The organism is Kribbella sp. NPDC048837, assembly GCF_055586945.1.
The window spans coordinates 765,511-778,333 of sequence record NZ_JBVJHF010000001.1; the positions used below are offsets into that span (position 1 = coordinate 765,511).

Genomic DNA, 12,823 nt, shown 5'->3' on the forward strand with positions numbered 1-12,823 from the left:
CCGAGATGCTCCTCCAGTCCGACGGCGAGGAGATCGAACTGCTCCCCGCCCTCCCCACCACCTGGCAGAACGGATCCGTCCAGGGACTCCGCGCTCGCGGCGGCTTCACCGTCGACATCACCTGGAGGGGCGGCCGCCTCGACCACGCCCGGATCCACCCGTCCCGAACGGCAACCCACCGCCTCCGCTACGGCTCCGTCACCACCGACCTGACCTTCACCCGGGACGAGCCGCTCATCCTCCGCGCGGAGTGAGCTGGGAGTTCAGGCGGTTCGCGAGTTCGGTCCGGGAGCGGACCGAGAGCTTGCGGTAGATCCGGGTCAGGTTGGCTTCGACGGTCTTGACGGACACGAAGAGTTCGGCGGCGGTCTCCTGGTTGGACTGTCCTGAGGCGACAAGCTCGGCGACCCGGCGTTCCGTTGCCGTGAGCAACGTAGTGGCCGGGTGCAGCCCCACCCGGCCGGCTTCGTCCTCGGCTCGTTCCGCCCAGCGTGGGACGCCCAGCTCCCGGAAGTCGCGGGCCGCCGCGGTGAGCGTTTCCCCGGCCAGGCGCTTGGACCCGGCGCGACGGTAGACCTGCCCGAGCGCCAGCCGGGAACGAGCCGCCTCGAACGGACACTCCGATCCCGGCTCGCCGACGATCCTGCGGAGCTCGCTCACCGCCGCGTCCACGTCCCCCCGCGCAGCGCTCAGCAAGGCCTGACACCGATCCGCGGCCACCGCCGCTTCCAGCCGGCCGGCCGCGGCCTGGCGTCGCAGCAGGACGATGGCCGTCTCGACGTCCTGCAGTGCGCCGACCTGCAAAGCGGCATCGGCGAGGTCGACCGGCCACAACAGCTGCTCCAGGTCGACCAGCTTGGTGCTCGCGAAGATCTCCGCCAGCTCACGCAGCGGCCCGAGTGCCGCGTTCCAGTTGCGTGCGGAGACCTCGATGAAGCCGAGCTGCGCCAGAAAGCCGCCCAGCCAGTACCACAGTCCGCTGTCTCGAGCTCGCGCCGCCGCACGCTCGACCACCTCGCGGGCCGCGTCGAGGTCGCCGGCGTACTCGCTGATCAGGACGCGGGCCATGTTCTCCTGCAGGCCCAACGTAGTCCAGGCACCCGAGCGATCCGCCTCGTCCAGAGCGGCCTGGGCCTCACGCACCTTCGACGCGCGGATCAGGACGAGGATCAGCCAGATGTAGAGGCTGGACAGATCGCCGTACCGGCCGGCGTCGACAGTCCGCACGATGGCCTCGCGGACGATCCGCTCGGCCCGCTGGTCGTTCCAGGCGGCGTAGAACGCTCGGGCGCCGGCCCATTCCGCCGGGTCCAGGTCGCCGTCGACCAACCGCTCCATCTCGCGGACAGTCTGGCGGGGGTCACCCAGCCCCCACAGTTGCTCGATGGACTGCCGCTGGTACAGCGCCACCAACTCGATGTCGCGGCGCCCGGCCGCGCCCGCCTCGGCGATCGCCATCCCGGACAACCGCAGCGCGAGGCGGCCGTGCCCTTCCATCCGATGCTGCTCACTGAGCGTCTGCAGGATCTCCGCACGGACCTCCCCCGGCGGTGCGATCCGGAACGCCTGCTCGGCGAGGACCCGCGAGCCTCTGAGGTCGTCGGCCAGCCTCGCCCGCCGCGCGAGTACCTGGGCTCGCTGCTCTGGTACGACGGCCAGCGCCGACCCGTTGTCGAGGGCCGACCGCGCCGACAGGATGTCGCCGGCGTCGAGGTACGTATCCACGGCGCGGAGCCACCGCCGGAAGCTGTCGGCGGTACTCACGTCCGACGGAGTCGCCAGCGCGGCACCTTCCAGCAACTCGCCGGCCAGGTGCTGGGCGCCTCGGCTGCGAGAGATCCCGGCCGCCTGTTCCAGTTCGCCGGCGACCGCTTCGTCGGGGGTGGTGATCGACTTCGACCGGTGTCGCGCGCGCTCGACCGGGTCGTCGAGCTTCTCCGCGAGCACACCGTGCGTACGACGACGTTCCTCGGCTGCCGCCGCGTCGTAGATCGCCGACGCCAGCAGCGGGTGGGTGAAGGCGACCACCGATCCCGCACCCACGAGCGCCACGTCCGCGTCCCTGGCGGCGTCCAGGGCCGGCCAGAGTCGAGCTTCCGCGACGAGCCCCTGCAGTTGGGTCACGGTGAGCCGCCCCGCCGCGGACACCAGCAGGAGGACCTTGCGTGCATCACGCGGAAGTCGCTCGACCCGCTCACGGAGCAGGTCGCCGAGACCCGGAGGCACAGGCAAGACCGGGTCATGCCCGGCTTGCCCGCTCCCCCGCCAGCTGGCCACATCGGCTTGCATCGCCCGCGCGATCTCCAGGGCCAGGAACGGATTCCCTCCGCTCGCCCGAGCCACCACGGCCGCCATCGGTGGGGTCCAGCGCGAACCCAGGCGCTTACGGAGCAGCTGACCGATCGCCCACTCCTCCAGCGGAGGCAGCGTGAACTCGCGTCCCGGCTCGGGCAGACAACGGATCAGGTCGGCGCCGGCGCCCGGATCCGGTCGTGTCCCGATCAAGACGCTCAGCCGGTCGGGGCCGACGGAGAGGCGGCGGAGCGCGAAGCTCAAGCTCCCGACACTGGCCTGGTCGAGCCATTGCAGGTCGTCGATGACGATGGCGACGGACTCCGACTCGCACAAGTGCGTCAGCAGGCCGCGCACAGCCAGCGGCACGGCCAAGGCGTCGACCTCACGGCCGTCGGACTCGGCACGCTGGAGAGCAACCGCCAATGCCCGACGCTGCGGACCCGGAAGGACCTGCTCGGCGCCGTCCGGGCACTGTTCGACCAGCTCGGCGAGCCCCGCGAACGGCATGCCCCGGTCGAACTGCGTCGGCGTCACCGACAACACCCGCCGCCCCCGGCGCTGGGCCAGCTGATCCGCGACCTTCAGCAAGCTGCTCTTCCCGGCGCCGGGCTCGCCGATGGCGACCGCACTCCCACCCCGGTCCAGGACGTCGCTCATGACGTGCACAGCGTCCTCCCGGCCGAACAACCCGTAGGCGGCCGCCGATACGTCACTCACGAGAGTCATCATCCAGTACGTCGCGCGCCGGATCGAGGGTCGCGGACGAGGGGTATCCCTGATGCCCCGGCGGTCCGTCCGTCCCTAGCGTCACCTGTGATCCCACCACTCAAGGAGGAACACCATGAGCACCAGCACCCGACCGGCCGTCGTCCTCGTCCACGGCGGATTCGTCGACGGGTCCGGATGGCGAGGTGTCTACGACAGGTTGCGTGCCCTGGGGCACCGGGTCGCCGTCGTGCAGCACCCGACCGTGTCGCTCGAGGGCGACGTGGCCACGACCAAGCAGGTCCTCGACGAGCTCGACGGCCCCGCGATCCTGGTCGGTCACTCGTACGGCGGCGTCGTGGTCACCGAGACCGGCACCGACGAGCGCGTCGCCGGGCTCGTCTACATCGCGGCGTTCGCCCCCGACAAGGGCGAGTCCGTGAACACGCTGATCGCGGACCCGCCGCCGGGAGCGCCCGTACCGCCGATCCTGCCGCCTCGCGACGGCTACCTGTTCCTCGACCGGGACAAGTTCCACGGGTCCTTCGCCGGCGACCTGCCCGCCGACGAGGCCGCGTTCATGGCCGACTCCCAGCTCCCGTGGGGCGTCGGCGCCCTCGCCGGCTCGGTCACCGAACCCGGCTGGCGGACCAAGCCCACCTGGTACCTGGTCGCCGCCGACGACCGCATGATCCCGCCCCCGGCCCAACGCGCCATGGCCGAACGCGCCGGCGCCTCCACCCGCGAGATCCCCGGCAGCCACTCCGTCTACATCTCCCAGCCCCAACCAGTAGCCGACCTCATCCACACCGCCGTGGAGTCCCTGACACAACTACAGCAACAGCAGTGAGGTGGATCTCGTCAACGGCGGGTTCGTCGATGGTTCGATGGCTGGGGTCTACGAGACCCTGAAGCTCGGCGGCCGCCGGGTGAGCGTCGTACAGGACCCGACCATGTCGCTCGAGGTCTACGTAGAGGTGACGCATCACGGCGTTCGCGGCTGGTAAGGGTGAGTCGATCGGCTGAAGTGCCACCAGCCCACGGAGCAGGCCCGGCGCTCGAAGCTCAGCTGGTGCCTCGCCGCGACCGACGACCGGCTGATCCCCGCCGGCCCAGGCCCGTTGCAGCGCTCAACGCACCGCCGCACCTGGCGAATGTGATCGTGCACACGAATCGTCATGGTTCCCCTGATCGAGTGTCGCCACCGCACGCGCGCCAGGGCCGGACACTCCGCAGGCATATTCATCTCGCACTGCGACGCGTTGCTGGGGTTCCGGTGAGAGATCGCGACCAGCAACCACCGTTTCCGGTCGACGCGGATTTGAGTACGAATTTCACCGAATTGACGGGACAGAAATCATGCAATCGTTTCATTCGATTCAATTCCTTGACTTCCGCTATGCCGAGGAGTAGTGATGGCAAGAGGGGGGTTCAGCCATGGGCCGTCGCCGCCGATGACAGCGCCGAGGGTCCAGACGCTCTGCGGTGTGTTTCACTGCCGTCTGCTCCCGACCCGCCGCGAGCTCCGCCGAAATGAGCTCGCGAGCGCGGCGCGCACATTTGTCGTGGAAGCGCAGCTGGAGGGGGACTTCACCGGAGCGACCATGAAACACAGAGCGTTTCCGTCGACGGCGACGCACCCGGCACCCCTCCCGATGCCGAGGAGCCGAGCCGCATCGGCGGACACGACGCCGTCCTCGCAGAGGATGCGTCGGAGGAGGCGCACTGAGCTACCGCATCTCCGTCGCCGAAGCCATGCAAATGGATGGGCTGAGAGGACCGAATCCACACCGGCGACAGATTAAGCGTGAAACGGAAAGATCGCGATCGGGATTTTCGCGACCGAGCTGACTTCTGCAACACGGCCACGTTTCCAATGTGGGGGGAACGTCATGACTGATCATCACAAGGATGCCCCGGGGGGCAACACGGAGCCGTTCCGGGACTTCGTGGACGTGAAGCGAGTGCAGGCCACCTTGAACAGCGATCTGACCCGGCTTCGGGAGTACACCGAAACCCTGGGGCTCAGTCGCTCGCTGGCGCCGATCGACGACGCCATCGAGCATCTGCAAAACGACACCTTCTCGATCGCGATCGTCGGCGAGTTCAAGCGGGGCAAGAGCACCTTCATCAACGCACTCCTCGGCCGCGGCGTTCTGCCGACAGACATCTTGCCGGCCACCGCTACCATCAACCGGGTCACATATGGCCTGAAACCGACAGTAACCATCCGGTTCAAAGACGGCCGGGAAACCGATATCGGGATCGACGAGCTGGACGCCTACGTCACGAAACTGACTGAAGAATCCACCCGATTGGCGTCGACGATCGAAGAGGCCGTCGTCCGATATCCGGTCCCGTATCTGCGGAACAACGTCGAGATCATCGACACGCCGGGACTCAATGACGAAGACAGTATGACCGCTGTCACGTCCGCAGTGGTACCTCATGTCGATGCGGCGATTCTCGTTATCGTTCCGCAGTCACCTTTCTCCAAGTACGAGTCCGACTTCCTGGAACACAAGCTCTTGACCAGCGACCTCGCCAAGGTCATCTTTGTCGTCAACCGCATCGACACCCTCGACGGGCCCGAAGAAGTCGGCCGGATGGTGACCTTCGTCCAGCAACGCGTGCAGAAGAACATTCTCGAGCGAGCCGCCCAGCTCTACGGGCGCGACTCCGAAGAATTCCGATCATATACCCGCAAGATCGGGCAACCGAAGGTCTTCGGCGTTGCCTCGAGGCCGGCTCTGAAGGCGAAAATAGCCAATGACGAGGCCGGGCTCGCCGTGAGCCAGTTCCCGGAGCTCGAAGCGGCCTTGGAGAAGTTCCTCACCGAGGAGCGCGGCCCGCTGCTGATCCAGGTTCCCCTGAACCGCGTCCGGGCCTCGGCGAAGGAGGTCCTCGATGCCACGACGCTGCGCCAGACGAGCCTCGAGATGAAGCGCGACGAGTTCCTGGCGGCGTACGAGACCAGTACCCGCGACCTTGCCGAGCTCCGCCGGCGCAAGACTCTGGAACTCAAACAGATCGACGCGGGCGCGGCCGCGGTGGCCACCAAGGCACAGCCCCTCATCGATCAACTGCCGGAGGAGTTGCTGGCCGGAGTCGACGCCGCCATCGACGAGGCTTCGATCACTCCGGAGGACCTACGTGGCGATGAGCAGATTGCTGCGACCCACGCGCGGCTGACTAGTCTCACCACGGAATCGATGAAGGACCTCACCCGGCTCTTCGCCGAGCGGATCGAGCTCGAGATCACCAAGGGTCTACAGGAGGAAGCGAGCCGGCTTCGCGACTTCTCACTGACTGTCGACGAGGTTCTCGGCGGCATATCGGCTCAGTTTGACACCGTCCAGGCCAACACCGCCCACGAACGGCAGGGCGTGGCCGAAGGCGTCCTTGCGACGGCCGCGATCATCACCGGTTTCGGCGGAATCTGGTCGGGATACCGCGAAGCCGGCTGGCGGGGCGCGGCTGTGGGCGCCGGCACCAGCGTCGGAGTCATAGCAGGCGCGGGAGTCCTGCTCGGCATCCTGGCCATCCCGGTGACCCTGCCGATCATGGCGGTGGTCGGAATCGTCGCATTCCTGACCGGCGGCAAAGCGGCGCGCCGGCTGCTCGGCGCCCAGATCGTGAAGAACTTCCGGCGCAACTACAAGAACCAACTGCACCAGGAGATCCTGAAGCAGCTCTCCGAACAGCGTGTGGAAAGCAAGGTCACCGCTCAGATCTCGGCGTCCTTCGAAGCACTCAAGCGCACCATCAACGACGAGGTCGAGGCCTTGCTGGAGAACACCCACAACACCTTGGCGGAGCTCCGGGCAAAGCGCGAGCGCGACGAAACCCTGACAGAGCAGGAGCGCAAAGAGCTCAACAGCATGCGCGACGATGTGCAGCGCATCCAGGGCAATGCGAATCGCTTGGCTGACCAATTAGCGCGCATCGAAAGCGTCTAGGAGGTGCACAGGATGGACGACTCCCTGACCGCGCCGGCGACGAATCCTACTTCCGCTGTGGCTCTGGACTTCAAGGAGTACGTCGCAGCCCGACGCGAGGAGTTCGATCGCCACTCGATCGACGGCGTCCCGGACTACGGCTTTGCCCTGGATCATGAACTGCGCCGGCGATTGGCGGCGCTGACGCCGTTGCGGGCGGCCGCGCATGCCTTGACGGCGGCGGCCGTCCCGTTGCAGAAACAGCTCTATCAGCTGGACGGCATCGCCATCGGACCGCGTCAATTCCCGGAGATCTACGCGATCGCCGAGGAATGCGCGAGGCGATTGGGAATCGGTATTCCACAATTGTTCGTATGGCCGTCGGGCGACTGCAACGCCTTCACGATGGCCACCACCGACGTGGCACCGATCATCGTCCTGACGAGCGCCTTGGTCGAGGCGATGGAGCCGGAAGAGATCGAGTTCGTCATCGGCCACGAATGTGGTCATATCCACAACCTTCATGGTCTGTACCAGACTGCGTTCGAGTTCCTCGCGAATCCCGCCGCGTCCACGGTTCTCCAGGTCATGCAGGCGGCAGGCGGGTCCACCGCGACGCTGAACCTGGCGGCCGGCGCGTTGCGGCAAGGACTTCTGCTGTATCTCAAGCGGTGGGGTAGGTGCTCTGAAACCACCAGCGACCGCGCCGGACTAGTGTGTTGTGGCGACGTCGATGTCGGCATGCGCGCCCTGGCGAAGCTGACCACCGGTGGTGGGCCACGGCTTCGCGACATCAACATCGACGAATACGTCAAGCAGGTCGTCTCCGCCACCGGAAACCCGATGCGCTTCGGGGAGCTGACCAAGACTCACCCACTGATTCCCAAGCGCATCGCGGCGCTCAGACTGTTCTCGGAGTGCGAGGTCTTGTACGACTGGCGGCCGGACGTCAAACGCGGAGGTCCGTCGCGAAGCAAGAAGGAAGTCGATCGCCTGTGCGCCGAGGTGATCGACGTGTTCCCGAATCGCGCGTCGGTGCGGAGTCCGTGATGGGAGGCCTATCGTGACTGCCCCGTCGAGGATTCTGCGCTACGACGTCGATCGGTTGCGGCAAGACATCATCTCCTCGCTGGATCAGTTCAGGACCTGGGCGCAGGCAGAGAGGCTCCGGGATCTGGTCGGTGACCGAGTACTCAAGGACCTGCGTGGGCGCGAGCTCCAAGTTCGAGAGCGGCTGGCGGGAACCTTCTCGCTGGTTGTGCTGGGCGACTTCAAGCGCGGCAAATCGACACTGATCAACGCGCTTCTGGGCGCGGAGGTGGTCACCACCGACATCACCCCCGAGACGCTGACCGTCAATGAGATCAGCTTCGGTTCCGAGGGCAGCGTCAGAGCGTCGCTGGTCGACGGAGCGACGGTCGAGTTGCGCCCTGCCGAGTTGGTGTCCGACCAGCTGCGGCCGCTTCTGGACCGTCTACCACTCGGCGTACACCATCTCGAGATCGAAGCTCCGGTCGACTGGCTGGAAGGAATGCGCCTGGTCGACACGCCGGGGATCGGCGACATGACCGACGACCTCGAGCAACGCCTGTTCGACTACCTCCCGGACGCTGACGCGATCATCTATGTTGTCGCCGCGCTGGCCCCCTTGTCCCAGACGGAACAACAGTTCCTGCAATCCGTCGTCGTACCCCAGGACTTTCCGAAGCTGTTCTTCGTGGTGAACATGCTGGACTTCGCCCAGACGGACGGCGAGGCAGTGCGCGTCCTCGCGGCGACCAGGGACAAGTTGGGAAAGATCTTCCCGGACGCTCCGGTGTTCGGGCTCAGCGCGTTGGCTGAGATTCGCCGCCTCAAGTACGAACCGCAGCCGAACCCCGCCCGCGCCGGCGAGCTCGCGGCCGGCTTCGCGGAGTTCCGGGAGCAACTGCGAGAGATGATCCTGCTCAATCGCGACGTGATCCGACTCGATCGCGCGAGTGCCCTGTTCGAACTGATGGCTCACGACCTCGGAGACCAGGCGGCGTTGTTGCAGCAGGCCTTGCAGGCTGAGCATGCGACGCTGGAAGAGACGCTGGCGCGCCACGAGGCGAACAGCGCCGACCTCTCGGCTGCGGCGGCGCAAGCCGAGGCCGACATGCGAGCGGCCGTCGCGGAGCTCGGCGAGGAAGCAATCGACTGGTTGGAGGGATTCGTCGACCGGCTTCAGGCGGAGGTCATGAGCAAGATCTCCCAGTTCGACACCAAGGATGTCCAGCAGTACTTCCAATTCTTTCTCGCGGACGTGCTGAGGCAGGCGATCGAGCAATGTCTCGCGCGTCAGCGGCCGGCCATTCTGGCGAGCGTGTCGGCCGCACAGAGCACCTTTACGGCTGATATCCGCTCCTTGCTGACCGGTCTCGGCGGGGAGCCCGAGCCCGGCTCCGTGGCCGCCAGTGCCATCTTCGGAGATCTGTCCTGGGACATGTTCGACACCGGTAGTCTCCTGCTGGCTCGCAGCCGGTTGGGTGTGCTCGGGATCGCCGCTGAGCTGTTCGTTCAGCGAGCCCGGGAGCCGAGTCGCGGATCAGCCCAGCAGAGACGGTTGAATCTCGCTCTTCCGGACGTGAAGGAGTTGTTGCAGGAACGGACGCGCGCTCTCTACCAGACGTTCGCCGACAAGATGGCCGAGGGACTCACCGATCAGTATCGGCGCGACCTCGAGAGATCGTTGGCGACTCTGCAGCAAGCCCATTCACTGAGTCAGGGAAGTCAACGGCGGGTCGAGGCGATGTCCGGTCTGTTCGATGAGATCGCGTCGTACACCGCGGAAACCTGTCGGTTCGTCGACGAAACCCGCACCAAACTCTGGTCAGAAGCCGGCTGAGCGCACGCAGATCAGACAGTCGCCGTGCCCGATCCGTCGTTATGGAGCGCCAGCGGCCGGACGGAGGTACAGGAGTGCGACGGATGAGTTCCGCATCGGGCACGACTGGATTGGTGTAGACCCGGCATTGCCATCTTCGGTGGCGGCCGACCTCGGAGCGATGTAGCGGGTGCTGCGGGGCGGCGACGCCGCCGCGTCCACAGTGCTGGCCAGGCCGAGCTTTCGGCACTACTTCACCCATCGTCGGTCAGCTGACCCCGGCCGGATCAGCATCCGGCGCCGAAGGTCAGCCGGCGAATCAGGTCGTAGCGCGCGAGGAATCGGCTCATCGGCGTCAATTCGAAGGGGTCCGCGCCTGGAGTCACGAGTTCCTGCCGCTTGTTCAACCATGCGTGCACCCTGTCTCGCTCCACGGTCAGCTCGACCGGGTCGAGCGCGGCGAGGACACTGCGAAGGGTGGCCGGTGGAGTGGAAGGCAGACCCGCAGACACCTGGACGATACGGCTTGACAGGCACGGCATACCTTCGTGTACCGCTGCCATGAAACAGGTGGCCATCCGCTCGGTCGGCTGGTGGCCGTCCGACGAGAGCGGTGGCGCCATCGCGAGCAACAGTTGGCAGATGTTCGCGAAGCGCTTGACTCTACGCGGCGTCCCACCCATCAGCGGTGCGAGCGACTCGATGAAAGCGAGTTCGTCCACGGTCAGCGCGAGCTGCCTGGCATCGAGGTCGAGCTTGCTGCCGAAGTCAGTCAGCATCGCGCCGACGAGCTCTTCCTCCCGCTTCCCAACCTGCAAGGTGTTACCTCGGCCGCCTGCCGAGGTCTGCTGTGGTACCACCGATGGCAACAGCAGGCCGCGCAAGAGACGCCGCCGGGCATCGTTGTCGAGATCTTCCACCCAGAACGGGATCTGGAAGATCTTTTCCACGTAGTCCATCGCCTTCGGCTGCTCCCCGACCTCGTCCGGCTTCGCGTCGAGGGCAGGCAATGCGTCGTGCAGCGCAGACCTGAGCCACCTCGTGTCCACCGCGACGACTACGACGAACAGGGGGAAGGACAGCAACAGGTGCACCGCTTCGAGGACCTCGACCACCTTCTTCGGCGGGCATCGATCCAGATCGTCGATGTACAACACGATCCGGTTCGGCGGCCCGCCCGCAGCCGCTGGGGTCTCCCGGTTGAAATCGGTGGTCAGGTCGGTGAGATCCTGCAGGTCCTGATGAACTGTGCTGATCAGACCCAGATGACTGCGGTAGTCATCACTGGCTTCACGCTCGGCCAGGAACTTCGCCAGCTCCTTCCCGGCCGTCAGGGCATCGCGCTCCCGCTCCAGTTCCGCTCGCGCGGCGCGAGCCTTGCCAACGGCCGTCTCCGCCGCTGCCATCTTGTCGTGCGTTGCCCTGAGTTCGTCGTTGGCCATGGTCAGACTCTTCTTGACCTCTGTGACGGCCTCCGCGAGCTGTTCGTCAACGCTCCGCTCGGCCGTCGCCAAGGCCTCCTGCTGGTTCGTGGCAAAGGCTGCCGCGCCCCTGAGCACCAAAGCCGCCAACGGGATCAGCGGAGCGAGGCTCGCCGCCAGACTCGTAAGCGCCGGAGCCGACAGCTTGTCCATCAGGAGCGCCACAGCCGGTACCACGGCCGCCCCCAGCGCCAGATAGACGACTCGCCTGGCAGTCCAGAACTTCCGCTGCAACCACGGGCTGGTTCGAGTCGCCACCGCGGCGCGCCGTACCTCGGCCACCCCTGCGGCCACCTCCTCGGTCGCCGTGCTGCTGAGCTCCTTATTGCTGATGGCAACCACCGTCTTGACTAGCGCGGCCCGGGCAACGGCCTCGAGTTCACCGGCGATCATGCTGTCCCGGAGCTCCGAGGTCGTCCGGACAACCGTGTCCAGGTGCTCCTGCTTGTCCCGGACGACGTTTGCAGCCTCGGTCTCAGCGGCCCGCGCAGTCTCCAGACTCTCTTCTGCCTCGGCGACGTGCTTCTCAGTGTCATCCAGTCTCGTCAGGATGTCCGTCCGCCTCCGATCCGACAGCTTCTGCCGTGCCGACGGGCTCAGCTGGTCGAAGATCTTGTCCAGTAGGGAGGCCCAGAGGTTCGTCTCGACGTACTCCCAGGCGTTGAATTCGATGTGCGCGACATGGGGCCAGACAGTGAGGCCGGCCTCGTCGACCGCGCCGGCCAAGGCGCTGAGCCTCTGGATCCGGTACCGGATCTTCGCCATCAGGAAACTCTTGCCGCTGCCCCACTGACCGAACAGGCCGATGGCCAGCGGCGGTACCAGGGTGCGGGACGAGATCAGGTAAGCGAAAGCGTCGGCTTCGATGCTGACGTCGACGAAGTCGGCAGCCGGGTCGACCCCGTCACTGCTGAAAGCCGCGAGGCTGGCGGGCCGGCGCGGAAAGTTCTGTTCCAGCCAATGCCCCAGCTTCTCGCCGGCGACCTCCTGCTGGGGGTTCAGCTCCACGAGGAAGGTGCGGTAGCGATCGGCGAGCGTGCTCACCGAGATGCCGGATCGCCCCAGCGGGCGTTGCAGAGCTTGCCGGAAGCCTTGCGATTCGGACAGCAGGGCGCCGACCAGGTCAGCGAGGATCGGCACTCTCCCCCCGGCGAGCCGGTCCGCCGCTGAGATGATTCCCGCGACCTGGTTGTCCTGGGTCGCCGGGCTGTTGCCACCCACGGTGGCGGCCGCTTGCCGAAGACCGTCCACAGTGACCTTCGGGAAGTCGTCGGGCAGCAGATCGCGGGCGGTAAGGCCGAAGTGCCCGATCAGGCGGCGCACCTCTCCGTCCCGGTCGGGATGAGCAAGCAAGGCGCCAAGGAAGAGGTCTGGCTCCGTCACCAGCCGGCTCGCACCGCGCAGTGCCGCCGATGCCTCGGCCCACCGCAAGGCCGCGGTGAACGACCCTGAGCGCGCGGACGAACTCGCACTCGACGCCTCTGACATCACCCCCACCCCCGCATCACACGATACGGCACCGGATCCGGCGAGAGCAGACCTCCGCTCGCGCCAGGCCG

At 66.5% G+C, this 12,823-nt stretch carries 8 protein-coding genes; 6 read left to right on the top strand and 2 right to left on the bottom strand.

Going from position 1 to position 12,823, the window contains the following annotated elements:
* The first annotated feature begins 5 nt into the window (after positions 1-5).
* The gene (locus ACZ6O0_RS03675) at positions 6-254 is read left to right on the top strand and encodes a glycoside hydrolase family 95-like protein (RefSeq protein ID WP_465764059.1); all 249 of its coding nucleotides are present in this window, start codon (positions 6-8) and stop codon (positions 252-254) included.
* Here ACZ6O0_RS03675 and ACZ6O0_RS03680 read toward each other — a convergent pair.
* Entirely contained in the window at positions 235-3,012 is a 2,778-nt protein-coding gene (locus ACZ6O0_RS03680; RefSeq protein WP_465763245.1) for a helix-turn-helix transcriptional regulator, read from the bottom strand. The two genes, ACZ6O0_RS03675 and ACZ6O0_RS03680, sit on opposite strands and share 20 nt — an antisense overlap.
* 124 nt (positions 3,013-3,136) lie before the next feature.
* Here ACZ6O0_RS03680 and ACZ6O0_RS03685 point away from each other — a divergent pair, with 124 nt between their 5' ends.
* From ACZ6O0_RS03685 to ACZ6O0_RS03705, 5 genes are all read left to right on the top strand, one after another.
* Positions 3,137-3,850, top strand: a complete 714-nt coding sequence (locus tag ACZ6O0_RS03685; RefSeq protein ID WP_465763246.1) for an alpha/beta fold hydrolase — start codon at positions 3,137-3,139, stop codon at positions 3,848-3,850.
* A 1-nt stretch (position 3,851) separates the two neighbouring features.
* Positions 3,852-4,007 carry a hypothetical protein gene (locus ACZ6O0_RS03690; RefSeq protein ID WP_465763247.1) on the top strand — a complete coding sequence of 52 codons (156 nt, stop codon included), beginning with the start codon at positions 3,852-3,854 and terminating at the stop codon, positions 4,005-4,007.
* 885 nt (positions 4,008-4,892) lie between these two features.
* Positions 4,893-6,959, top strand: coding sequence for a dynamin family protein (locus ACZ6O0_RS03695; RefSeq protein ID WP_465763248.1), 2,067 nt, complete (start codon positions 4,893-4,895; stop codon positions 6,957-6,959).
* A gap of 12 nt (positions 6,960-6,971) precedes the next feature.
* The gene (locus ACZ6O0_RS03700) at positions 6,972-7,988 is read left to right on the top strand and encodes a M48 family metallopeptidase (RefSeq protein ID WP_465763249.1); all 1,017 of its coding nucleotides are present in this window, start codon (positions 6,972-6,974) and stop codon (positions 7,986-7,988) included.
* A gap of 13 nt (positions 7,989-8,001) precedes the next feature.
* The gene (locus ACZ6O0_RS03705; protein WP_465763250.1) at positions 8,002-9,804 is read left to right on the top strand and encodes a dynamin family protein; all 1,803 of its coding nucleotides are present in this window, start codon (positions 8,002-8,004) and stop codon (positions 9,802-9,804) included.
* A 266-nt stretch (positions 9,805-10,070) separates the two neighbouring features.
* Here ACZ6O0_RS03705 and ACZ6O0_RS03710 read toward each other — a convergent pair whose 3' ends face one another.
* A complete protein-coding gene (locus ACZ6O0_RS03710) occupies positions 10,071-12,647 on the bottom strand; it encodes a P-loop NTPase fold protein (protein WP_465763251.1) in 2,577 nt (858 codons plus the stop codon).
* Positions 12,648-12,823 lie beyond the last annotated feature (176 nt).

Bases quoted from the DNA above. Each gene is read 5' to 3' on its own strand.
- ACZ6O0_RS03675 (WP_465764059.1), top strand. From the start codon at position 6: ATGCTCCTCCAGTCCGACGGCGAGGAGATCGAACTGCTCCCCGCCCTC.
- ACZ6O0_RS03685 (WP_465763246.1), top strand. From the start codon at position 3,137: ATGAGCACCAGCACCCGACCGGCCGTCGTCCTCGTCCACGGCGGATTC.
- ACZ6O0_RS03695 (WP_465763248.1), top strand. From the start codon at position 4,893: ATGACTGATCATCACAAGGATGCCCCGGGGGGCAACACGGAGCCGTTC.
- ACZ6O0_RS03700 (WP_465763249.1), top strand. From the start codon at position 6,972: ATGGACGACTCCCTGACCGCGCCGGCGACGAATCCTACTTCCGCTGTG.